Source organism: Promicromonospora sp. NPDC060271, from assembly GCF_042726755.1.
In the GTDB taxonomy this organism is placed as follows: domain Bacteria; phylum Actinomycetota; class Actinomycetes; order Actinomycetales; family Cellulomonadaceae; genus Promicromonospora.
The window spans coordinates 37,433-61,641 of the sequence record NZ_JBHXBG010000009.1 but is presented as its reverse complement, the minus strand read 5'-3'; the positions used below and the strand labels follow the sequence as shown (position 1 = coordinate 61,641).

Here is a 24,209-nt window from a genome sequence, read left to right as displayed (position 1 = left end):
GCTCAGGCCCTGCGCGAAGCGGTCCTCGCCGACCTGGAGAACGGGCTCCTCCTTCTTGCGTGAGGGCAGGAGGTGGAGCACCGCAACCACGACGGCGCCGACGACCAGGCCGACGATCGCCGAGCACAGCGTGTTGAAGAGCCAGCCGAGGGTGCCGCCGAGCGCGCCGGTGCCGTCGTGGATCGCGACCTCGAGGTGGTGCACCCACTCGTACGGTGCGGGGATCCAGCCGGTGCCGTCGGCGCCGAGGTTGACGAGCAGGATGTGCCCGCCGACCCAGAGCATGGCGATGGTGCCGACCACGGAGATCACGGCGAGCACCCGCGGCATGGCCTTGACCAGCCCCCGGCCCAGGGCCTGGGAGAAGCCGGACTCGCGTTCGGCCAGGCGCAGGCCGACGTCGTCCATCTTCACGATGGCCGCGACGATGCCGTAGACGATGATCGTGATGACGAAGGCCACCACCACGAGGATGGTGAGCCGGGACCAGAACGACTCGTCGGCCACCTCGTCCAGCGCGATCACCATGATCTCGGCCGACAGGATCAGGTCCGTGCGGATCGCACCGGCCACCAGCTTCTTCTCGGCCTCCGGGCTCACCTCGGCGGCGAGCACCGTCTCCTCGTGGTGACCGGAGATCTTGTGCCAGATCTTCTCCGCGCCCTCGTACGCGAGGTACGTGCCACCGAGCATGAGCACGATCGGCAGGAGCCACGGCAGGAACTGGCTGAGCAGCAGCGCGGCCGGGAGGATGAAGACCAGCTTGTTGCGGATCGAGCCGATCGCGATCTTCTTCACGATGGGCAGCTCGCGCTGCGCCGCGAGGCTGCGCAGGTACTGCGGTGTCACGGCGGTGTCGTCCACGACGACGCCCGCCGCCTTGGCCGTCGCGCGGCCGGCCGCGGCCCCGACGTCGTCGATCGAGGCCGCCGCCAGCTTCGCCAGCGCTGCGATGTCGTCCAGCAGTCCCATCAGGCCACCCATGGCGCCGCCCCCGTCGTAGAGCGATGTGTCGTCATGACCCGCAGCCTATGCAACATGGGCCGATGAGTGGGCATGCGGTCCGGCGGGTCAGCCCTCCGGGCACGTCACGCGGGCGTCCGCCCAGTCGGCGTGGTCGAAGTTCTTGCCGTCGGTGCCCTCGTCCGCCACGAGCCGCAGGCGGCGCACGCCGGTGACGTCGACGTCGAACGGGACCCCGCCGTCGTCGTTGGACAGCACCGGCGTCTCGGTCAGCAGGACGCCGTCGCCGTAGACGCGGAACCGCACCGAGCCGACGCCGGTGTCGCCCGGCTTGTTCAGGACCTCGTCGTCGATGCCGACCACCGCCCGGAACGACGTGCACGTGCCGCCGAGCCACGCGGTCAGCGAGCCGGTCGCGTGCATGCCGACGCCCTTGGCGTAGGTGACCCCCGCGATGGTGATCGGCCGCCCGTCGCCGCCGGCGGCCTCGCCGTTGGACCGGTCGCGCTCGATCGGCCCGTAGCCGTTGGCCTCCTCCAGCCAGTCGAGGTCGGAGACGTGGTGGGTCCCTGTCAGCGCGGGCGGCGTGACCCAGAGGGTGGCCTGGCTCGCCGCGACGTAGCGGCCCCGCCCGCCGGGCCCGGCAGCCGCCCGGTAGCCGACGTCGACCGGCACCTCGAACGTGCCGGTGGACCCGTCGGCGGGCACCTGGACCTGCCAGGTCACCTCAGCCACCTCGCCCGCGGCGAGGCGCGCGACCGTCTGCGTACCCCGGTCCGCGGTCCAGCCGGCGGGCAGCTCCGGCGTCAGCCGCACGCTCGTGACGTCCCGGTCGGCCACGGTGAACGTGGCCCGGACCTCGACCGTGGCGCCGGGCTCGACGTCGGCCTCCGCGGGCTCCACCGTGAGCGTCGCGTCCGGCCGGGCCACGACGGGCTCCAGGCAGGTCGCGCGGTGCCGGGTCGCCTCGCACACGACCGCAACGAACCCGCCGTTGTTCGCCGTCGGGACGGCGAGGGTCTCCCCCGCCCTGGCCCGGATCGTGGTGTGCACGGTCGCCGAGCCGTTGGCGCCGTCGTCCGTCAGCAGGTCGACGAGCACCCGCTTGCCGCGGGTCAGCCCCTCCAGCGGGAGCGCCAGCGGTTCACCGGAGCCGGCGCGCAGGCCGCCGACGAACCAGCGGTCCCCCGACCGGCGCGCCAGCACGGCGTCCCGGCCGGGCGTGCCGCTCAGCAACCGCACCTCGTCCCAGGTGGTGGGGAGGTTCTGCAGGAACGGCATGGCGTTCGGCTCGGCCGCGTAGCCCTCTGGCTTGTCCGAGATGTGCTGCCAACCCGACTCGTACGCGACGCTCATCGCGACCTGCTGCGCCTTGGACGTCCTGTCGTTGTCGCGCGAGAACACCACCGGCGTGAAGTCCATCGACCCCACGACGTTGCGCGTGAACGGCACGACAAGGCTGCGCTCGGGGCTGATGCCGTTCTCCATGCCGCGCACGGACTCATAGCTCATGATGTGCGGCCACGTGCGCTGCATGCCCGTCGGCAGCGCGGACCCGTGGAAGTTGATCATGAGCTCGTACCGGGCGGTGTCGCGGGCGACGTCGTCGTACCAGCGGTGGATCTCCTGCGAGTCGGAGTCCATGAAGTCGACCTTGATGCCGCTGATCCCCCACGACTTCAGGCTCGGCAGCCACTCGTCGCGCTGCTCCTGCGTGCGCAGGTCACGGCTGTGGAACCAGGCGATGACGTCGACGCCCTTCGTGTGGGCGTAGCGCACGGTGCGCGGCACCCAGCTCGCGTTCCAGCCCTCGTCGAGCAGCACGTACTCCCAGCCGTTGCGCGCGGCGAGGTCGACGAAGTCGCGCTGGCGGGCCTCGTCCCGCGGGCTGTCCCAGTCGGTGAGCCAGCTCCAGCTCGACCGGCCCGGCTTGATCCAGTCCGCTCCCGGGTCCAGGGCGCTGGGCGTGGCCAGGTCGTCGACCAGGTTCGAGCCGACGACGGCGGGCAGGTCGCCGACGATCGCCACCCGCCACGGCGTCGACAGGGCACCGGTCGAGGTGACGGGCCGCCCCTCGAACAGGTCGACGTCGTAGCGCAGCGACCCCGCCGTGTGCGTCAGGTGCGCACCCGAGTAGTCGCCGTGCAGGTCCGCCTCGGTGACCAGCGCGTACCGGTCGCCCTGCTGGAACAGCACCGGGAAGCCCACGCTGCCGCCGCCGTTGCCCGCCGCGGCCGTCGTGGTGGTCCACTCGGCCTCGTAGTTGACGGCGTACGAGCGCTGCATCCACGCCGGCCCGTCCGCCGCGGGCTCCCAGGCGCCCGACTCGTCGTCCACCCGGTGCTCGCCCGCGCCGTCGAGCAGGTAGCGGTAGGCGACGCCGTCGCGGGAGACCCGCACGGCGATCCCGAGGCGCGCGCCCGCGGCGTCCACGAACGTGAACACCGACTCCGCGTGGACGTACGAGCGGCGCACGCTCTTGCCGGTCGTCATCGTGTAGGAGTCGGAGACCGTGCGGTCGCGCCGGTCCACGAACGTCAGGCCGCCGGTGAGGTCGCCGTCGCTGCCGCGCAGGCCGAGGCGCGTGGCCGAGAGCACCGTATCGCCGTCGGCGACGACGTCCAGCGCCACCTCACCGTGGTCGTCGAGCCGCACGACCCCGTCCAGGGCCGAGCCGCGCGGGCCGCTCACCCGCCAGCTCGACACCGCGGCCGCGGCCGGGTCGGTGGTGTCGGCGGCGCCGGGGCCACGGGCCGGTGCGGCGCTCGCCGGGCCGCCAAGCACCAGCCCGCTCGCCACCAGCGCGACCGCCGACACCGCTGACACCAGGAGAAGAGCAGGACGGGGCGCGGCGAACAGCTTCACGAGGTCTCCCTTGACTCCGACGGGCGCCCGGTGCGCCGTCCGTCAGAGTAGGGAACACCCCGGACCGGGTCAATACCCCTATAGGGAATATAGGCAATATTGCCGCGGATATCGGCTACCTGCCCGGGCGGAGGTCGAGCCGGCGCAGGAGCTGGGCGTTGAGCGCGACCACGACCGTCGAGAGCGACATCAGGACCGCCCCCACCGACATCGGCAGCACGAACCCGGCCGGCGCGAGGACCCCGGCGGCGAGCGGCACCGAGATCAGGTTGTACCCGGCCGCCCACCAGAGGTTCTGCTTCATCTTGCGGTAGCTGGCCCGGGAGAGCTCGATCACCGACAGGACCGAGCGGGGGTCGTCGCTCGCGAGGATGACGCCGGCCGACGCGATGGCCACGTCGGTCCCCGCGCCGATGGCGATGCCGACGTCGGCCTGCGCCAGCGCCGGGGCGTCGTTGACGCCGTCGCCCACCATCGCGACCTTGCGGCCCTCGCCCTGGAGCTGCTGCACCTTGGCGGACTTGTCCTCCGGCCGCACACCGGCGAAGTACCGGTCGACGCCGATCTCCTCGGCCACGGACCGCGCGACCGCCTCGGCGTCGCCGGTGATCATGACCACCTGGACCCCCAGGTCGTGCAGCCGCCGGACGGCGTCCGCGGACTCCGAGCGGACCTCGTCCGCGAGCTTGATGCCGCCGACGACCGCGCCGTCGCGCAGGACGTGCAGGATGATCGCGCCGTCACCGCGCCAGGCGTCCGCGACCGGCAGCTCGCCCTGGCCGCTCTCCTCGAGCAGGCGCGGACCGCCCACCCGGATCTCGTGGCCGTCGACCGTCGCGGTCACGCCGACGGCGGGCGAGGACGCGAAGCCGGACGCCCGCGGGACGGTGAGCCCGCGCCCGTGCGCCGCGCGCACCACCGCCTTGGCCAGGGGGTGCTCACTGTCCGACTCGGCGGCGGCGGCGAGCGCCAGCAGGGCGTCCGCGTCGAGGTCGCCGGCGGGCTCGACGCCTGCGACGGTCGGCTCACCCTTGGTGAGGGTGCCCGTCTTGTCGAACAGCACGGTGTCGACGGTGCGCATGCTCTCGAGCGCGAGGCGGTCCTTGACGAGCACGCCGCCACGGGCGGCCCGTTCGGTCGCGATGGACACGACGAGCGGGATGGCGAGGCCGAGCGCGTGGGGGCACGCGATCACGAGGACGGTGACGGTGCGGACGACCGCGTCGTCGGGCATCCCGGCGAGCGACCAGACGACGGCGGTGACCGCGGCGGCGGCCAGCGCGAACCAGAACAGCCAGCCCGCCGCGACGTCGGCCAGGCGCTGCGCGCGCGACGACGAGCTCTGCGCCTCGGTGACGAGCCGCTGGATGCCCGCGAGCGCGGTGTCGTCGCCGGTGGCGGTGACCTCGACGCGCAGGCCGGAGTCCGTGGCGACGGTTCCTGCGGTCACGGGCTCGCCCGGACCGCGCGGGACGGTGCGCGACTCCCCCGTCACCATGGACTCGTCCATCTCGGCGCGCCCGTCGACGACGCGGCCGTCGGCCGGGACGCTGCCACCCGGCCGGACCACCACGACGTCGCCCACCACGAGCTCGGCCGGCGAGACCTTGACGATCTGGTCGCCGTCCACGCGCTCCGCCTCGTCGGGCAGCAGCGCGGCAAGGGAGTCGAGGGCGGACGTCGTCTGCGCGAGCGAGCGCATCTCGATCCAGTGGCCGAGCAGCATGATCACGATGAGGAGCGCGAGCTCCCACCAGAAGTCGAGCTGGTGGTCGAGCAGGCCGAGGCTCGCGCCGAGCGAGGCGACGAACGCGACGGTGATCGCGAGCCCGATCAGCAGCATCATGCCCGGCTTGCGGGAGCGCAGCTCGCCGACGGCGCCCGTGAGGAACGGCGAGCCGCCCCACGCGTACATGACGGTGCCGAGCAGGGGCGAGATCGCGTTCACCAGGGTCGTGTCGGGCAGCATGTAGCCGAGCAGCATCGCGAACATGTCCGAGAACACGACCACCGGCACGGCCAGGACGAGCATGATCCAGAACAGCCGGCGGAACTGGCCCACGTGGTCGCCGTGGCCGGCGTGGCCTGCGTGGCCGCTGTGCCCACCGTGACCGGCGTGACCGGCGTGACCGGCGTGACCGGCGTGCTCGTCATGACCGGCGTGGGCCGCGTGGCCGCCGTGCATCTCGTGACCGCCGTGCATCTCGTGGCCGGCGTGCTCGTGCGGCGCGGCCACGCCCGTCGCACCGTGGTGCTCGGTGGGGTGCTGGTGTGACTCGTTCATGCCACCAGGTATACCCCTAGGGGGTACCGGCGTCAAGGCGTCGGACCGTCCGCCCACTGCGCCCCTACCAGACGGAGACCTCGCTCAGGCCGCTGACATTGCCGTACGCGTCCCGGAGGCAGACCAGGCCGGCCTCCACCGGCCTCTTGATCCGGACCGGATAGACCTCCTCGAACGCGTCTCCGGCGACGGCGCTGGTGCGCACGACACGCCGCTCGGCGTCGAGCAGCTCGACGGTCAGCTCGCTCGGGCTGAACGGCGTCCGCAGCACGACCAGGCTGACCTCCCGTGGTTCCGGGAGGACCACGCAGACCCGTGGGTGCTCCGGCGCGCAGGAGGTGCTCGGCTCGGGGCTCGACGCGTCGTCGGGCGGCCCCACCGAGGCCTCAGCCGCCCCGGGGTCGCAGTCGGTGGGGAGCCGGACACCACTCGTGTCCCACTCGACGTCGCCGTCCGTGATCGGACACGGCGACTCGGCCTGCGCGAGCCGCCCGGAGGCCTTGTCCTCGGCCAGGCACTCCGCACCCCTGGACAGCGGCGTCAGGTCGGCGGGCGGTGGCACGCCGGCGCTGCGATACGTGGCGTCAACACGCTCGCCGTCGATCCGCGTGCTGGTCTGCGCGACGACCATCAGCTCGGAACCCGCGTCGGCGTACACCCGGGCGTCCACCCTGGCGGTCGTGCCGGTCGTCGGCCGGGAGAGCGGGCGCGGCTCGGCGGTGGTGCCCTCGACGGTGCTGGCGGACACCACGGTGTAGGTGATCTTCTTGCCGGCCGGCACGTCCGTCGCCGCCGGCCAGCTCACCCGCAGCAGGCCCGCCTTGCCTGCCTCGTTCCCGGTCACCGTGAGCTCGGGCTCCCAGTACACGAGGTCCGGGACGCGCCGCGGCCCCGCTGTGCCCGACGCGGGGTCCGACGCCGGGAGCGTGAGCGTGGTGCTCGGGCCGAAGACGGCGTCGTCCACATGGAGCGTCGCCGTGGCCTGCAGCCCGGCAGCGGCGTCACCCAGCTCGTCGTCCGGCAGCGACCAGAGCCCGCGCTCGTCGGGCTCCGCGTTGACCGCTCGCGGGCAGAACGGCCCGGGGAGCACGCAGAAGAACCCGAGCGACATGGTCGCCGTCACGGCCTTGATGTCGTTCGCGGTGTCGTACAGGTACACCGAGACGGACGAACGCGGGGCGGAGTCCCCGTCCGAGTGCATGACCCGGCTGTAGAGCGCGCCGGTGGGCTCCGGTTCCGGGGCCGGCTCGCCCCGGACCGGGGCGTCCTGGTCGTAGAACGTGCACGCGGTCACGGTCAGGAGAGCGACCAGCGTCAGGACCAGGGCACCACACCACTGTCGGAGCACCCGCGGAGGCTACCAGCCCGGTTTCACCCTGGACACGGATACGAGGTGACGCGCTGACCGCCATTGCGCGAGGACCGCATTCTCGCTGAGGTCCACGCCACCGGCGGCGACGCGCGCCGCATCAGCGACCTGTTCGGTCTGCAGATCGGCAGCACCGACCGCTACCTCGGCACTCTCGAGCAGCCCGACCTCACCACAGAGGGACGGTGAAGCCCCGACGCGTGATCGTCTTCCGCTCTCCGACTGCATCAGGCGAGGTTGAGACGGAGAGCGAGCGGGTGAAATAGGGGCCTAAGTGTCCTTTTATCATGCTAAACACGTATCGAACGCAGATCCATCGATCCTCCCTGCACGAGAGAACCTCGACCGAAGGGAACATCCATGGCACGTCAAAGACACCGCACGTTCGCAGGCATCGCGTCCTGTGCCCTACTCTCCACGGCCTTCGTCAGCTCGGCAGAAGCCGCCGAGTGGGCAGAACCCACGACCTTGTCGCCCCCAACAAGCAGCACCGCGAGCCTCGACCCGACACCAGTCGAGCCAGACAAGGACTCGTCAATCGAAACACGTGAACTTGTTGACACGATCCCAGGCGGCGCGTCCGTACGCAGCAATGTGCCAGACGCTGTGATGACCCTGGCGACCGAGGTCGAGAGTGCGTTCGCGTCTACGTCGCAGGTTTGGGATGACGAGTCCAACGTCTTGACCATCTGGGTCGATCCAGAGACGGCTCCTGCCGAGCTACGGGCCGATGTCGATGCGGCGGGCTTAGATGACGCCGTGGTCGTCAAGCGGGCGCTCTATTCCAACGATGATCTCGTCGCTGCCACACAACAGGTCGTCCAGGCTGGGACGTTCGCTGGAGCTGACGTGAGCTGGGCGGCGCCTACTCCTGATCATTCAGGAATCGATGTGGGCCTGGTGACCGCGCCGCGGACACGAGCGACCAGCACGCTCGATGGGATCCCTGTCTCGACCCAGATCGAAGGCGCGGCAGAGCCTGCATCCCGGGATCTGGACGTCAGCCCGTTTAAGGCTGGCGCCGAGATGAGCAGGTCAGCGGCCGTCCCTCCGAGCGCCTGGCGGTGCTCGACGTCGTTCGCGGTAGTCAATGCCAGTGGTGTTGAGCGGCTCCTCACGGCACACCACTGCGCGTTACCAGACACCCAACAGCGGACCTGGCGTACTGGCAACTTCACGAACAGTGCCGAGGTCGGGGTGCATCCTCTCGGCCTGACGGCCCCGATCGGAATCGACGACATTGTCAGGCTCAGCGGCGAGGACTATTCAGGCCAGGTGTACGTAGGCTCCAACACGTCCAACACCACCGAACGGGTCACAGGTTCGATTGCGCCGATCGTGGGCCAGTTCGTGTCCTACTCCGGTGGACGCAGCGGCGAGGTCGGCGGCAACAGGATTACCCACACCGACCTGACCGTCGAATACGAGGGCGTTGGGACCTACGGGGACCAGGCAAGAACCGTGCAGCGTTCAGGGAACCCCGCGGCGGGGAACGGCGACTCCGGTGGGCCGGTCATCGCGTTCACCAGCAGCGGGCAGCTACGAGCTGCTGGGGTGATCAGCGGGATGACGGGCGCGGGGAATGTCTGTCCGGGGGATCCGGCGGGCTCCGGCCGGCAGTGCAGCGACACGCTGTTCTACAACCCTCTCACCGCCTACCTCCCTGGTACCGGGTTCCACACCATGACGACGCAGTGAGTTCTCTATGACAGGCTGCGGCACACCGGAGTCTCGGCGTGCCGCAGCCCGCCGCTCTCACAGAGTTCCTCGAGACGCGCAACGAGTGTCTCTCTGTCATCGGCCAGAATCTCGGCGCCGATGTCGACCCAGTGCTCTGCCGTCTCGCAAGCGACCAAGCTGTCGAACTCGGCCTGCTGACGTAGTTGCTGGTCGTCGACCTGTGATCCCTCAAGGGCCGTCTGGCAGGTCGGGGGCGTGCCGATCAGAGTCGGGAGTACAGGCTGATCCGTCGGGTCGCTCGCTGGTGCCTCGCTCCCGCATCCAGCACAAAGTGCAGCGAGTACAAGGGTCAGTACCCCTGCATGAATTGATCGCATCGTTTCCCTATCTGCAGCCGACCGTCACAGTGAACCTCGCGATAGCGCTCAGGAAGTCCGGCGCAGACGAACCGCGACACGCCTCCCACCATTCCTGTGTCCCATCAACGCCGTAGCTTGCACTGGGCCACAGGTCGCTGCCCTCCGGGCCGGCCGGCGCAGGCAACGATGACACAACTCCTGGAGGCGGGCTCACGTCCCTGCCGCGGGTGCGTAAGCCGCTCGGCTCCCAAAGTTGATCAGTGCATGATGATGCTCGCGGAACATTCGCCACCGGGTACTCTCAAGCCCTGTCGGGCGATCTCGATCGCGGTGGTCAGGCCGATCACTCCGGCACCGACAACCGTCACATCCGCACGGGCGTGGTCACGGTCAGCAGGTGTCATCGCAGGGCGCGCTCCAGGCTCGGCGGGAAGTCATGGACGTACTGGTACGAGGGCAGCACTCAGTCGACAGGCGCGGGTTCGCGGGTGGTGCGGAGCATGGCGGTCAGGACAGGCCCGTCGGAAGCTGGCTGCTGTGTGCTGATCTCGTAGTAGCCCCATCGTTCGTACAGCGCTTTCACCTTGCCGTTCCCAGCCAGCGGGTTGACCAGGAGGGAGACCTGCTCCTCGTGGCGGTCGGCGAGGAGTTCGTCGTGGATGCGCCGTGCGGTGCCTGTCCCCCGCCACGGCACTTTGAGCATGATCTCTTTGAGCGCCACGGTCGACCGCTCCGCGCAGCCATCGGGCAAGGGCGTGGTCATTCGCCGCCACCAGCGGTCGTCAGGTTGAAGCGTGTTGACGTAGGCGTATCCCACTGGTTCGTCTCCGTCGAATCCGATGACGGTCTCCCAACCGGGTTCGGCGCCGTGCCGAGCGAGCCGTTCCCCGTACCGCTCCACCGAGTAATGTGGCTGGTGAAGCTGGTCGGCGCGTACTTCGGCGTAGATCTCGATCAGGGTGCTCCAGACGCTGTCGAGGTCTGTGGCGTGGCGCAGCTCGATGCCGTCACTGGTCACTGTGGGTTCCTTCGGCCGTCGTGGATGTACTGGTCCCAGGTGCGCGCGTGCGGGCTGGACCGTGCGGTGAGGCTCAGCGCGTTACCGAAGTCGTGCAGCATGCCGGTCACGCGGGGGTGCTGACCGGTGGGGTCGGCCGAGATGGACATGGCAGTGGCTACGGCCGGTTCCAGGTCGCCTTGGCCGAGCTGGGCGCGGGCGAGGCGGGCGGTCGTGATGGCGCGGGTGCGTCGCATCTCCGGGCGAAGCAGTGCCAGGCTTCGGTGCGCGCGGGCTTCGGCGCCCTCGTAGTCGCCCAGGGCCAGGTGCGCGGCCACGGCGAGATTTTCCAGTTCCGCCTGGTCGTAAAACGCGGTGATCCATACTGGCCGCTGTTCGTCCGGATCCACCTGCAGCAGGGCGTTCTGGGCATGGCCCACGGCCTGGCGGACTGCTCCGGCGTCGCCGGTCAAGCCATGGATGGCCGCATGTCGTGCATGACCAAGAGAAGCGAACAGCGGGTCACGGCGTGCGACGGGTAGGCGGCGCGCGACGTCGTTGGCGGCCAGCGCGTCGACGGGCCGGGCCATGTGCCGGTACAGGCTGCCGGCGTGGGACCAGATGCGGAACTGGATGGTCGAGTCCCCGGAGAGGGCCGCGAGGTTGGCCGCGCGGTCGAAGTGGCGTTGCGCGGTATCGAAGCGGCGGCCGTCGATCGCGGCCCACATCGCGCTGGAGGTGAAGGACGCGGCACAGCCGTACAAGGCGGCTCGCACGCGCTGGCTCGCCGTGCCCCGCGCCTGGAGCGCGAGGGCTTCGCCTGCCAGTGCGGCGGCCTGAACCTCGATGGTGAGTTTTCCGCCGTACCGATGGTCGTCGGCGATCACGAGCGCGAACTTGGCCGAGAGTCGCTGCACGTCGCCGAGGCCGACGCGCTGTCGAGGCCCTAAGGACGGGACAGCGACCGTTGGGAGGATCGTTCTGGCGGTGTCGCTGACCGGGCTATGCACGCCACCCGGCGGTGCTGTCGGGGTGCGGTCTTCTTGGGTCGTAAAGCCCAGTTCCGTCGCGGGGCAGTTGAACAGCACCTCCAGAGCGGCGCGCTGGCGATGGTGAGGCCATCGAGTTTTTCCGGTCAGCCAGTTGCGGACCGTCCGGTCGCTGACGGTTCCTTCGTATCCGGCCGCACGCAGATCGGCGTTCACGGCTTCAGCCAGTTCTGCCTGGGTGAAGCCCGATTCCGCCATGCGCGTCTTGAGGATCTGGTTGCCTCCCACGCGTTCACGGTAGCCACACGACGGCATCGAGAAGAAGCGATCACCCCGGAAATTTCCGGTCGCCGCCGATGAATCGCCGCACGCTTTTTCCTCACGCGTTCACGGTTACGGGTCTTTCACTGGATTCCAGCCCTCCCCGGCTGCCGAGTCCCCTACACACAAGGGCAAGCCCATGACCACGACCCGTTTGGCCGACCAGCTCACGTTCGCCATGGACGTCGCCGCCGAGGCGATCCGCGCCGTGGGACCGGAACACATCGAGATCGTCACGTTCACCCGAGGCCGCATCTGCATGCGGCCCGTAGACCTGAACGAGGGCGAACAGATCGCGCGCACCCCCGGGTGCGACCTTCCGTTGGATCACCGCATGTTCGTACCGGGACACACCCTATGGACGGGAGTGGTGGACAGCCTGGAGGTCCAGGTCCGGTCCGTGCTGTGTCAGGTGGTAGCCCGATGAACCCCACGGCCGCGACGGTTACACGGGCCCTCGTCGCGCTCGATATTGACGGGACGCTCCTGGATCACGAGAACAAGGTCCCCTCCGGAACCGTCGAGGCCCTGGATCTGGCCCGCGCCGCAGGGCACGAGATCGTGCTCGCCACCGGACGATCACTGATCGGGTTGCTGCCGATCGCGGTCCGGCTCGGCCTGACCGACACCTGGGGCGTGTGTTCGAACGGCGCCATGACCGTACGCCTGGACCCCTCGGCGCCCTCTGGTTACGACGTCGTCGACGCCCGGACGTTCGACCCGGGACCTGTGATCCGCAAGGCCCTGGAATCCGTTCCGGGCGCGCGGATCGCGGTCGAAGAGGTCGGCTGGGGCTGGCGTACGAGTCATCCGTTCGAGCCGGGCGAGCTCAACGGCCAGCAGAAGCTCGTCACGGTCGACGACCTGATGACCCAGGCTGCTACCCGGATCGTGATTGTTGCACCGGAGATCCGCCGGTTCACCGATGCGCTGCACGCCACCGGCGTCACCGTCACACCCATGGGTCCCGACTGGCTCGACCTCGCGGCACGGGACGTGAACAAGGCAGTCGCACTCGACGCCGTACGCCAGCACCTGAACATCCCACCTGAGCGCACCGTTGCGGTCGGAGACGGCATCAACGATCTGCCGATGCTCGCGTGGGCCGCACGCTCGGTCGCGATGGGGCACGCACCCGCCGTCGTGCGCAGCACCGCTCACGAGACCACCGGCACCATCGACCAAGCCGGGGCACTGCCTGTGCTGCGTTCCCTCATCCCGGACATCGACGGATCGCTCTCGTCGCTGGCGGCGCAGCTCGCCACCGCCGTCCACACCGCACCCGGCTCCTGCGTCGCACTGCGGGTCTGGCACGGCACCCGGACCGGTCTGGCCCGGTGCGAGGTGTGGACGCTCCACTTCGGCACCTGGGTTCGACATGCATCGGTCCCGGCGGGGACCGGAGCCACCATGCGCGAAGTGGAGAACGCCGCCCGAGAGGCCGGCCTGGTCTACCCGCGCGGGGACGAGGGTCGCCGTCGGGCCCACTGGAGAGCCAGCTTCACCGGCGTCGGCCCCGCCGGGTTCGAGCTGCCGCTCGCGCGGTAGCGCCTCAGGAGCGGACGAGCCGCGCAATCGCGTCCGAGGCTTCTTTGACCTTGGCGTCCGCCTCGGGCCCGCCCGTCCGGGCGGCGTCCACCACGCAGTGCTTGAGGTGGTCGTCGAGCAGGCCGAGCGCGACGCTCTCCAGCGCCTTGGTCACGGCGGACACCTGGGTCAGGATGTCGATGCAGTACTGCTCCTCGTCGACCATCCGGTGGATCCCGCGTGCCTGGCCCTCGATGCGCTTGAGCCGCGCGAGGTACTTGTCCTTGTCGGTGATGTAGCCGTGGGCGGTGGGCTCGTCGCCCTCTCCGACCAGGTTCGGGTCGGCAGGGGATCCTGATTCCGTCATGGTTCCCATGATCTCATCTCCATCTGGTCAAGCGCCCTGGTGGGGCGGACGAAATGACGGTTCCGCGGCGCACCGCACGAGATGCGCCGCGGAACCGTGGCCGCCCGTCGGTCAGGCGGCCGTCACGTACTTGGCGGGGTCGGCGTCGAACGGGGCCTCGCACGCCGCGCAGCAGAACCAGTAGCGCTGGCCCTCGTAGTCGCGGAACAGGCCCTTCGCCTCGGCGTCGGCCTTGACGACGGTGCTACCGCGCATCACCGGGCACTCCGCGAGCTCCTCGGCGGACGGGCCGAGCAGGTTGCCGCCGTGGTGGCTCGTGTGGCTCGTCACTGCCGAGCCTCCGTGGCCTCCGCAGTGGCCGCCTTCGGCCTGGGTGTGGTCGTCGTGCGAGTGGTCGTGTCCCATGTGCTGGGTCCTTTCGTCGGTGATGGGTGGAACGAGCGCAGGCGGAGGCTGTTGCCGACGACGAAGACGCTGGAGAACGCCATCGCCGCGCCGGCGAGCATGGGGTTGAGCAGGCCGAGGGCGGCCAGCGGGATCGCCGCGACGTTGTACCCGAAGGCCCAGAACAGGTTCGCCTTGATCGTGCCGAGGGTCCGTCGGGAGAGCCGGACGGCATCGGCCGCAGAGGTGAGGTCGCCGCGCACCAGCGTGATGTCGGCCGCCTCGATCGCCGCGTCGGTGCCGGTGCCCATCGCGAGGCCCAGGTCGGCCTGCGCGAGGGCCGGGGCGTCGTTCACGCCGTCACCGACCATCGCGACGACCCTGCCCTCGGCCTGCAGCCGGGCCACGACGTCGGCCTTGTCCTGCGGCAGCACCTCGGCGACGACCTCCGTGATGCCAACGGCGGCCGCCACCTGCTCGGCCACGGCACGGTTGTCGCCCGTCAGCAGCACCGGCGTGAGACCCAGCGCGACGAGCTGCGCGACGGCGGCCGCGCTGGTCGGCTTGACCTGGTCGGCAACCACGAGGATGCCGCGAGCCTCGCCGTCCCAGCCGACCGCGACGACGGTCTTGCCCTCACCCTCGGCCTGTGCCTTGGTCTCGGCGAGCTCGGAGGGCAGGTGCAGCGACCAGTCGGCGAGCAGGGCCTCGCGGCCGACGACCACGGCGTGCCCGTCGACGACGCCCTGCACGCCAAGACCCTGGACGCTCTCGAACGACTCCGGGGTGGGCAGGTCGCCGACCTCCTGGGTCGCGCCCTTGGCCACCGCCTGCGCGACAGGGTGCTCCGAGGCGTCCTCCAGGGCGCCGGCCAGGCGGAGCAGCTCGGCGCGGCTGGTGCCGGCGGCCGGGACGACGTCGAGCAGCGTCATCCGGCCGGTCGTCACGGTGCCCGTCTTGTCGAGCACCACGGTGTCGACCTTGCGCGTGGACTCCAGGACCTCCGGACCCTTGATCAGGATGCCGAGCTGCGCCCCGCGCCCCGTGCCGACGAGCAGCGCGGTGGGCGTCGCGAGACCGAGCGCGCACGGGCAGGCGATGATCAGGACCGCGACGGCGGCGGTCAGCGCGGCGGTAGCCGGGAACCCGGCGCCCAGCCAGACCCCGAGGGTGGCGACGGCGATCGCGATGACGACGGGGACGAAGATCCCGGAGACCCGGTCGGCGAGCCGCTGGACGTCCGCCTTGCCGGACTGTGCGTCCTCGACGAGCCGGGCGATGCGCGCGAGCTGCGTACCCGCGCCCACCTGCGTGGCGCGGACCACGAGCCGGCCGCCCTCGTTCACCGTCGCCCCGGCGACCTGGTCACCGATCCCCACCTCGACGGGCACCGACTCGCCGGTCAGCATCGAGGCGTCGACGGCGGAGGATCCGGCGACCACCACGCCGTCGGTGGCGATCTTCTCCCCCGGCCGGACGACGAACTCGTCGCCCACCGCCAGGTCCCCGACCGGGATGCGGGTCTCGGTGCCGCCGCGCAGCACGGCGACCTCCTTCGCGCCGAGCTCCAGCAGAGCGCGCAGCGCGGCGCCGGCCTGCCGCTTGGACCGCTTCTCGAAGTAGCGCCCGGCGAGGACGAACATGGTGACGCCCGCGGCGACCTCGAGGTAGATGTTGGCCGCGCCGTCGGACGGTGCGATGGTCAGCTCGAAGCCGTGCGTCATCCCCGGCTCCCCCGCCGTGCCGAGGAACAGCGCGTACAGGGACCAGAGGAAGGCGGACAGCACACCGAGCGAGACGAGCGTGTCCATGGTCGCCGCGCCGTGCCGCAGGTTGGTCCACGCGGCCTTGTGGAACGGCCACGCCCCCCACAGGATCACCGGTGCCGCGAGCGCCAGCGACGCCCACTGCCAGTAGGTGAACTGCCAGGCCGGGACCATGGCGAGCACGATCACCGGGACGGCGAGCGCAACGGAGGCGACGAGCCGGTTCCGCAGCGACAGCAGCTCCAGGTCCTGCAGGCCGACGGCGTCGGCGCCGGGTTCCGGGCTGTCCTTCGGCGTCGGGAGGACGGCCGTGTAGCCGGTCTTCTCGACCTCGGCGACGATGGCGCCGATGTCGTACCCGGCGGGGGCCGTGACCTTGGCCTTCTCGGTCGCGTAGTTGACGGTGGCGCTCACGCCGTCGAGGCGGTTGAGCTTCTTCTCGATCCGCATGGCGCAGGACGCGCAGGTCATGCCGCCGATGTCGAGGTCGACCGTCGTCTCCTTGGCGTCTGACATGGTGCTCCTTTCAGTGGCCATGGCCGGACCCGCCGTGCCCGGTGGCGGGCTCCTCGGTGGGCTCGTCGGTGGGCTCCTCGGTGGGCTCAGCCGCCGGCGCCGCCCCCGCGTCGAGGACGAACTGGGCGGTGCGCACCTTCCCGTCGACCTTGAAGTCGAGGTACAGCAGGTACCGGCCGGGGGTGGGTGCCTCGGTCATGAACTCGACGTCCGGGCCCGACGTCGAGCCAGGCGCCGGCTCGTCGCCCTCGGGGTGCACGTGCAGGTAGGCGAGGTCGCCGTCGCGCAGCGCGACCAGGTGCCCGTAGGCGCCGAGGTACGGCTCCAGCGTGGTGACCGGCTCGCCGTCCTTCGTGACGGTCGCGGTGAGCGCGGAGCTGCCGCGTGCGCTCAGGTCTCCCGTGAGGGTCGCGGTGTACCCGCCTGTGGTGTCGCTCGCGGCGACCGTCGTGGCGGGTTCGGGCGTCAGGGGCCCTGCGACGTCCACCGTCCGGCTGAGCGTCAGGTTCTCACCCGTCGCCCCGGGCACGAAGTCGGTGAACACGCGGTAGGTGCCCGCCTCGGCCCAGGTCCACGGGATGGACCAGACGCCGTCCGCCGACATCGTGGGGTGGACGTGCCGGAACTGCGATCCGTCCGCGCGCACCACGATGAGGTGCAGCTTCTTGTCGTGCTCGGTCTCGAAGTCGGTGACGGCCACGCCGTCCGCCGAGGTGATCGAGAACGAGAGCGTGCCGGCGGAGTCGACCTCACGGGGTGCGCTCACCGGGCCCAGGAGCAGGCCGTCCTGCTCGAGGGCGAGACCACGGACCGATGTCGTCGCCGCGGCCGTCCCGCTCATGTCCGTCCCGCTCATGTCCATCCCGGGCTCCTCGTGCTTCTCGTCCTGTGCCGCCCCGGACCAGGCCGCGACGGTGCTCTGCGGGACCACGGCACCCGCGACGACGAAGGCGGCGACGAAGAGCGCCGCCAGGCCTGCTCCGAAGGCGCCGAGCCGCTGGGGGGCGTTCATGAGGCACGCTCCGCCTCGTACCCGGCGTCGTGCTCGCTGGTCGTCACTGTCGTTTCCTTCCGCTCGACGTCCCGATCGACTGCTACCCCTAGGGGGTAACCGTATGCGGCAAACCATATACCCCCAGGGTGTATTCCAGTCAAGGAGCCTGCTCCCTTTCGCGACCACTTTCGCGCCGGCTCCGGTTACGGTTCGCTCATGTCCCTCCCCGCGGCCCTCCTGGTCCAGCTCGTCCCCGTCGCCTTCTTCGTCGCCGTCCTCCTGCTCCTGATCACCGCGAGCGCCGGCATCCGCGCGACGGGCCGCGCCGTCGAGCGCGTCGAGCGGAAGCTGGACCTGGTGATGAAGCGCCTCGACCTCGAGGACTCGACCGCCGTGGGAATCTCGCCGGACGCGCTCGCCGAGATCGACAGGTGCCTCTGGTCCGACCGGCGGGCCGAGGCCGTCCGCCTGTACCGCGAGGCGACCGGGCACACCGCGGCCCAGGCGAAGGAATGGGTCGAGCGGCGCGCGGCGTCGTACTGAGCTCGACGGGCCCAGGACCGGGCCCCGAACGGGCCCGGAACCGGCGGAGAACCGGGCCCGCACCAGGCGCGACACCGCGCCGATATTCGGCGACAGCGCCACCGCCGCCTCGATAGACTTCCCCCGCTCCGCCAGCGTCGTGACCAGGCGGGCTTTCCTGGGTGGGATTGACCGAGTGGAGGACGCATGAGCCTGGTCTCGCGCGTGTACGAGAACCGCCGTTCTGCCGTGTCGGTCGGGGCGGTGACCCTCTTCGCGGCGGGGCTGGTCGGCTTCGCGCTCCTCTACGAGGGCGAGGCGACGGCCGACGTCGAGCTGAACGACTCCGGCGTCTGGGTGACCAAGACGGCCGACGGCAAGCTCGGGCGGTTCAACTACGACGCGCGGGCCCTGGACGGGACCCTGCTGACCGACTCCACCGACTTCGACGTCCAGCAGGACGCGCAGCGGGTGCTCCTGGACGCCGTGAGCAACTCCTCGGCGAGCCCCGTCGACCCGGCGCAGCTCGTGCTGCGGGGCACGATGAAGTTCCCCCCGGGCGCCCAGGTCGCCGCCGGCGGGGCCACCACCGCGGTGTACGACGGCGAGACGGGCCGGATCTGGGTCCTGCCGTTCGACGGCGCCGTCACGTTCGACGAGGACGAGCTCAAGCCGCGCAAGGCCGGCCTCGGCGGGGAGCTCACGGTGAGCACCGAGGGCACCGTGTTCCTCGCGGTGCCGTCCGACCGCAAGCTGTACACGATCCCGACCGACGCGCAGGGCGTCGCGCAGAAGCCCGAGGAGTCCGACCTGCCGGTGCAGGCGGACGCCGACATCCAGGTCACCGCGGTCGGCGAGGAGCCGGTGGTCCTGGACGAGTCGACGGGGAACCTGGTGCTGCCCGGCGGCGACATCGTCACGGTGGAGGGCGGCGCGCAGGGCGCGCTGCAGCAGCCTTCCGACGAGGCCGACAGCGTGGTCGTCGCGACAACCAAGGGCCTGGTCTCCCAGCCGCTGAACGGCGCCATCCTGACCACGCAGACCGCCGAGGGCGCGGCGTCCGGCGAGCCCGCCGCGCCGGTGCAGCTCGGCGGGTGCACCTACGGCGCCTGGTCCGGCTCGGGCCAGGTCCTGCGCAACTGCCCCGGCCCGGACCACGACGTGGACGAGGTGCTGGAGGGCCTGGAGAGCTCCGGGACCCTGGCCTACCGCGTGAACCGCGACGTCATCGTGCTGAACGACATCGCGGGCGGCGCGCTGTGGATGGCCGCCGACGACTTCGAGAAGGTCGACGACTGGGACCTGGAGACGCCCGACGACGGTGAGGGCAAGAAGACCGAGTCGGAGGAGGTCACCCCGAAGCAGGTCGACACGGCCGTGACCCCGCGCGACCAGGCGAACCGTCCGCCCAGGCCCAAGGCCGACACGTTCGGCGTGCGGCCGGGTCGCACCACGGTGCTGAACGTGCTGGGCAACGACATGGACCCGGACGGCGACGTCATGACGGCGAAGGTCGCGTCCGAGCCGGACGGCGACATCACCGTCGACCGCGTGCTGAACGGCGCGGCGCTGCAGGCGAACGTGCCCCAGGACGCCAAGGGGACCACGACCTTCGAGTACGAGGTCGACGACGGCCGCGAGAACGGCACCGCCACCGAGTCGGTGACGGTCAAGGTGGTGCCGCCGGAGGAGAACAACCCGCCGACGCAGACCGGCGAGCCCGTGCTGCAGGTCGGCCAGGAGGGCATGGGGCGCATCAAGATCCTGCCCTACTTCAAGGACCCCGACGGCGACGACCTGTTCCTGTCGAACGCGAGCACGGTGAACAAGCTCGACGAGGTCCGGTTCCGTCCCGACGGGACGGTGGAGTTCCGCGACGGCGGCACCACGACGGGCCACAAGATCGTCGAGGTCACCGTGTCCGACTCGGAGGGCATGCCCGTGGAGGGCAAGCTCATCGTCAACGTCGTGGCGACCAACGTGAAGCCCCTCGCGGTGCAGGACCACGTGACCGTCCTCGCGGGCGACCCGGTGACGGTGAGCCCGCTGCGCAACGACCGCGACCCCAACGGCGACACGCTGCGCCTGACGCGGGTGGACGGGCCGAAGGACGCGACGGTCACCCCGAACCAGACGGCGGGTACGTTCAAGTTCGAGAGCGACGAGCCGGGCTCCTACGACGTCACGTACCAGGTGTCCGACGGTCCCAACCCGAACCTCGGCCTCGTCCGCGTGGACGTCACCAGCCCACCCGACGAGGCCCGGCCGCCCGTTGCGGTCTCCGACCAGGTGCTGCTGCCGACCGGCGGCTCGGCCCTGGTGGACGTCCTGGCCAACGACACCGACCCCGCGGGCGGCGTGCTCGTGGTGCGGGACGTGACGGAGCCGTCCGGCTCACCGGTGAGCGTCTCCGTGCTGAACCACCACGTCCTCAAGATCTCCGAGCTCAAGCGGCTCGACGACCCGGTGATCATCGAGTACACGGTCGCCAACGGGTCCGGGACCACCGAGGGTCAGCTGCGCGTGGTGCCCATCCCGGCGTCGGACCAGCTTCGGCCGCCGGAGGCCGGCCCCGACACCGCACGGGTCCACGTCGGGGACGTGGTGACGATCCCGGTGCTGAAGAACGACTCCCACCCGGACGGTCTCACGATGACGGTCACGGACAAGCTGCAGGAGTCGCCGTCGGACGGCGAGGCGTTCGTGTCCGAGGACACCGTGCGGTACCGGGCAGGCCAGGAGGCCGGGACCTTCTTCGCGGTCTACGAGGTGGAGGACGCGAACGGCCAGCAGGACTCCGCGCAGATCACCATCAACGTGGTCGACACGCCGGAGAACGGCGCGCCCCAGCTTCCGGACGTCGAGGCACGGGTGCTGAGCGACGGCATCGTCCGGATCCCGCTGCCGCTGGACGGCACCGACCCCGACGGCGACCACGTGACGCTGAGCTCGATCTCCGAGGCGCCGTCCAAGGGCACCGCGACGATCGTCGACGGCTTCGTCGACTACCACGCCGGCCCGGAGTCGACGGGGCTCGACAGCTTCTCCTACCAGGTCCTGGACACGCGCGGCGCGCCGGCCGAGGGCACCGTCCGGGTCGGGATCGCTGCCCCCTCCCCGAGCAACCAGAACCCGCACGCCGCCGACGACGAGACGACGGTCCGGCCGGGCCGCACGGTGGCGATAGCCGCCCTGGACAACGACTCCGACCCGGACGGCAACCAGATCGGCCTGACGGCCAAGAGCTTCGAGGGCACCGAGGACATGACCCCGAAGGCCGTGGACGACGACGTCGTCGTCACGGCGCCCGGCCAGCAGAACGTCTACTCCTTCTTCTACGGCATCCAGGACAGCTTCAAGGCCCGCGCGACGGGCGCCATCACCGTGAAGGTGGACGAGGACGCCCCGCTGCTGCGCCCCGTCGCGCACGACGACGTGGTGACGGCCGACGACGTCAAGGGCGCCGCCGCCGTCACGGTGCACGTCCTGGAGAACGACGTCGACCCCGACGGCGTGGCGGCCGACCTCGACGTCGCGGTGGACGAGGGCCTGGAGGGCGTCACGGTCACCGGGTCGAAGGCGGTCAAGGTGCAGCTCACGGCCAAGGCGCGCGTCATCACCTACACGGTGACCGACATGGACGGCCAGAGCGCCAAGGCCTTCGTCCGGGTGCCGGGCAACCAGTCGCGGCCGCACGTCAAGCCCGGCCTGGACCCCCTGAAGGCCACGAGCGGAGAGCCCCTCACGATCGACCTCGCCGACTACGTGGTGGTGCGGGAGGACCACGAGCCGCGCATCACCACCCAGCGCACCGTCAAGGCGGTCGAGGGCGACGTCAGCGTGACCGACGAGAACACCGTCGTCTACACGTCCGGCGACGACTACGCGGGCCCGGCGTCGGTCAGCTTCGAGGTCACCGACAGCCCGGAGCTCGACGACCCGGACGGCCTGACCGCGGTGCTGACCCTGCCGATCGACGTGACGCCGGGCAAGAACCTGCCGCCGAAGATCATCGACACCCCGGTGCTCCAGGTGGCGGCCGGCGAGAAGGCCTCGGTCGACCTGTCGCGGTACGTCAAGGACCCGGACAAGGACCCCCTGACGTTCGAGGTGGTGGGCAACGACGGGATCGCGGCCTCGACGTCGGGCGCCACCGTGACCGGCCAGGTCGAGATGTCGGTGCCGAAGGGCACCCGGCGGGAGCTGCCCATGACGGTGTCCGACGGGCAGAACCCCGCCGTCTCGGCCAAGCTGGTCGTCCAGGTCGTCGCCTCGACGCGCCCCCTGGTGCAGACCGCCCAGGACCTGGTGCTGGACGCGCACCAGGGCAAGGCGGCCACGATCCCGGTGCTCGCGAACGACGTCAACCCGTTCCCGGGCGAGCCGCTGCGGCTGGTCGGCGCGCCGACCGTCGACAGCGGTGACGGCGACCCGTCGTACAGCGGCGACCAGCTCGTCGTCACACCCGCCGCGGACTTCACCGGCACCCTGATGGTGCGCTACCGGGTGCAGGACGGCACGAAGGACCCGGACCGCGAGGTGGACGGGATCGCCAAGCTCACCGTGCTCGGCAAGCCGGACGCCCCGCGGGCGCCCCGGATCGAGGAGGTCCGCTCCGAGACCGTGGTGCTGAGCTGGGAGCAGCCGAACAACAACGGCGCCGACATCACGGGCTACACCCTGCGGACGAACACCGGTCAGGAGCACGCGTGCACCACGACCACGTGCACGTTCGACGGGCTGAAGAACAACGTGAAGTACACGTTCACGGTCACGGCGACCAACGAGGTGAACGAGTCGGAGCCCTCGCCGCCGTCGCGCGAGGCGCGACCTGACGAGAAGCCCGACAAGCCCGCGCCGCCGACCCTCGAGTTCGGCGACAGCGAGCTCACCGTGACCTGGAAGAACCGGGCCTACACCGACCGGTCCCCGATCACGTGCGTGAACCTGGAGATCAGCCCGCCACCCAGCAACGGAGTGACCCAGAAGGAGTGCCTCCAGGGCAGCACGACCGTCTGGAAGGGCCTGGAGAACGGCACCGCGTACACGGTGCGGGTGCAGGCGAAGAACGACGCCCCCGACCCGTCCGACTGGTCCGAGCCGTCCGCGGAGGAGATCCCGGCGGCTCCCCCGGAGGCACCGGGCGCGCCGAAGGCGGCCCGGGTGGACGCGTTCGAGGGCGGCCAGATCACCGTGACGTGGGACCCGCCCAAGGACAACGGCGACGCCATCGACAAGTACTGGCTGGGCGTGTACACGAACGGCGAGCTGGTCAAGGCGATCGACACCACGAGGACGACGGAGACGGTGGAGAACCTCTCGACCGGTTCCGCGTACAAGTTCCGCGTCCGGGCGACCAACAAGGCGGGCCCCGGCCTGGCGAGCCCGTACTCGAACGAGGTGATCCCGCACGGCGTACCGGACACCCCGAACAAACCGACGGCGAGAATCGGATCCACGACGAGCGGCCAGGCCGACGTGGCGTGGAACGCCATCGGTGAGTTCCGCGGCTCCGGACCGAGCTACGAGGTGCAGGCCAGCGGCCTGGACGCGCGGGACGTCGGCAACACGACCTCGACCACGTACAAGGGTCTGAGCAACGGGCAGTCGTACACCTTCCGCGTGAAGGCCTGCAACCAGCACGTGTGCTCGGACTGGTCGGCGCCGTCGGACGCGGTGACGCCGTACACCGTGCCAGGCAGCCCGGGGATCACCTACCACCGGTCCGACGCGAGGAGCGGGTACTTCACCGTGACCGGCCCGGGCAGCAACGGCGGCCGGAACGTCGACAGCATCGAGTACCGCCTGACCGGCAGCTCCAGCGACTCCGGCACGCGGTCCTCGTGGCCGTTCAACGTCAGTGCCGGGAACGACTACGACCAGAGCTTCACGCTGCAGGCCCGCGCCCACAACGCGGCGGGCTGGAGCGCCTGGTCCAGCGCGAGCGGACGGACGGACGCGAGGCCGGCGCCGGTGTACCGGGTGTCCTCCTCCGGGGTGTCGGCAGGGTGCAAGAACGAACGCTGCGAGTACTGGATGATCCACTGGGACAACCTCGGGCCCGGTAACCACCAGGTGGCCTGCTGGGCGGGCGACACGTCGCACGTCCAGAACGGCCCGAGCTACCCGCACGACATCAAGTCGCACGCCGACACCTGGAACGGGAGCGCGACCAAGACGACGATCAGCGGCAACAGCGGCTCCCAACGCGTGAGCTGCTTCATGGGCAGGAGCTACAACGGCACCACCGTCGGTGTGAAGACGCCAACGGACCTCTACCTGAACAGCACCTGGAACATCGGCTGA

General features: G+C 70.6%; 17 protein-coding genes. 7 read left to right on the top strand and 10 right to left on the bottom strand.

The window, feature by feature from the left end; genetic code table 11:
- The 3 genes from ACFWE2_RS02935 to ACFWE2_RS02925 all read right to left on the bottom strand — a co-directional run.
- Window positions 1–972: DUF808 domain-containing protein (locus tag ACFWE2_RS02935; protein ID WP_377222709.1), on the bottom strand; the 972-nt coding region annotated here is incomplete at its 3' end.
- 99 nt (window positions 973–1,071) lie between these two features.
- Window positions 1,072–3,828 (bottom strand): glycoside hydrolase family 97 catalytic domain-containing protein, encoded by a 2,757-nt coding sequence (locus ACFWE2_RS02930; RefSeq protein ID WP_377222708.1) that lies wholly within the window; start codon window positions 3,826–3,828, stop codon window positions 1,072–1,074.
- Window positions 3,829–3,943: 115 nt separating this feature from the next.
- Window positions 3,944–5,890 (bottom strand): heavy metal translocating P-type ATPase, encoded by a 1,947-nt coding sequence (locus ACFWE2_RS02925; RefSeq protein WP_377222707.1) that lies wholly within the window; start codon window positions 5,888–5,890, stop codon window positions 3,944–3,946.
- Here ACFWE2_RS02925 and ACFWE2_RS02920 point away from each other — a divergent pair, their 5' ends adjacent.
- A complete protein-coding gene (locus ACFWE2_RS02920; RefSeq protein WP_377222706.1) occupies window positions 5,891–6,103 on the top strand; it encodes a hypothetical protein in 213 nt (70 codons plus the stop codon). It abuts the gene before it with no gap.
- A gap of 73 nt (window positions 6,104–6,176) precedes the next feature.
- Here the strand turns inward: ACFWE2_RS02920 and ACFWE2_RS02915 are convergent, their stop codons facing one another.
- Entirely contained in the window at window positions 6,177–7,460 is a 1,284-nt protein-coding gene (locus ACFWE2_RS02915; protein WP_377222705.1) for a hypothetical protein, read from the bottom strand.
- Window positions 7,461–7,523: 63 nt separating this feature from the next.
- On the opposite strand from ACFWE2_RS02915, the gene ACFWE2_RS02910 reads away from it, so the two are divergent.
- Window positions 7,524–7,670 (top strand): hypothetical protein, encoded by a 147-nt coding sequence (locus ACFWE2_RS02910; RefSeq protein ID WP_377222704.1) that lies wholly within the window; start codon window positions 7,524–7,526, stop codon window positions 7,668–7,670.
- Between the two features lie 420 nt (window positions 7,671–8,090).
- The gene (locus ACFWE2_RS02905; RefSeq protein WP_377222703.1) at window positions 8,091–9,179 is read left to right on the top strand and encodes a hypothetical protein; all 1,089 of its coding nucleotides are present in this window, start codon (window positions 8,091–8,093) and stop codon (window positions 9,177–9,179) included.
- An 804-nt stretch (window positions 9,180–9,983) separates the two neighbouring features.
- On the opposite strand, the gene ACFWE2_RS02900 is transcribed toward ACFWE2_RS02905, so the two are convergent.
- Together ACFWE2_RS02900 and ACFWE2_RS02895 are read right to left on the bottom strand one after the other, a co-directional pair.
- Entirely contained in the window at window positions 9,984–10,538 is a 555-nt protein-coding gene (locus ACFWE2_RS02900) for a hypothetical protein (protein ID WP_377222702.1), read from the bottom strand.
- Window positions 10,535–11,794, bottom strand: a complete 1,260-nt coding sequence (locus tag ACFWE2_RS02895; protein ID WP_377222701.1) for a hypothetical protein — start codon at window positions 11,792–11,794, stop codon at window positions 10,535–10,537. Before ACFWE2_RS02895 ends, ACFWE2_RS02900 begins: the two co-directional genes overlap by 4 nt.
- Window positions 11,795–11,966: 172 nt before the next feature.
- On the opposite strand from ACFWE2_RS02895, the gene ACFWE2_RS02890 reads away from it, so the two are divergent.
- Window positions 11,967–12,254, top strand: a complete 288-nt coding sequence (locus ACFWE2_RS02890; protein ID WP_377222700.1) for a hypothetical protein — start codon at window positions 11,967–11,969, stop codon at window positions 12,252–12,254.
- Window positions 12,251–13,375, top strand: coding sequence for an HAD family hydrolase (locus ACFWE2_RS02885; protein WP_377222699.1), 1,125 nt, complete (start codon window positions 12,251–12,253; stop codon window positions 13,373–13,375). Before ACFWE2_RS02890 ends, ACFWE2_RS02885 begins: the two co-directional genes overlap by 4 nt.
- A gap of 4 nt (window positions 13,376–13,379) precedes the next feature.
- Here ACFWE2_RS02885 and ACFWE2_RS02880 read toward each other — a convergent pair whose 3' ends face one another.
- The 4 genes from ACFWE2_RS02880 to ACFWE2_RS02865 all read right to left on the bottom strand — a co-directional run bounded on the left by ACFWE2_RS02880 (window position 13,380) and on the right by ACFWE2_RS02865 (window position 17,399).
- Entirely contained in the window at window positions 13,380–13,721 is a 342-nt protein-coding gene (locus tag ACFWE2_RS02880; RefSeq protein ID WP_377222698.1) for a metal-sensitive transcriptional regulator, read from the bottom strand.
- A gap of 111 nt (window positions 13,722–13,832) precedes the next feature.
- Entirely contained in the window at window positions 13,833–14,051 is a 219-nt protein-coding gene (locus ACFWE2_RS02875) for a YHS domain-containing protein (protein WP_377222697.1), read from the bottom strand.
- Window positions 14,048–16,387, bottom strand: coding sequence for a heavy metal translocating P-type ATPase (locus ACFWE2_RS02870; protein ID WP_377222696.1), 2,340 nt, complete (start codon window positions 16,385–16,387; stop codon window positions 14,048–14,050). The genes ACFWE2_RS02875 and ACFWE2_RS02870 overlap by 4 nt, the downstream gene beginning before the upstream one ends.
- A 10-nt stretch (window positions 16,388–16,397) precedes the next feature.
- Window positions 16,398–17,399, bottom strand: a complete 1,002-nt coding sequence (locus ACFWE2_RS02865; protein ID WP_377222695.1) for a heavy-metal-associated domain-containing protein — start codon at window positions 17,397–17,399, stop codon at window positions 16,398–16,400.
- Window positions 17,400–17,597: 198 nt separating this feature from the next.
- Between ACFWE2_RS02865 and ACFWE2_RS02860 the strand changes: the two genes are divergently transcribed.
- Window positions 17,598–17,924 carry a hypothetical protein gene (locus ACFWE2_RS02860; RefSeq protein ID WP_377222694.1) on the top strand — a complete coding sequence of 109 codons (327 nt, stop codon included), beginning with the start codon at window positions 17,598–17,600 and terminating at the stop codon, window positions 17,922–17,924.
- A 186-nt stretch (window positions 17,925–18,110) separates the two neighbouring features.
- Window positions 18,111–24,209: an Ig-like domain-containing protein gene (locus ACFWE2_RS02855; RefSeq protein WP_377222693.1), complete on the top strand. Its 6,099-nt coding sequence runs from the start codon at window positions 18,111–18,113 to the stop codon at window positions 24,207–24,209.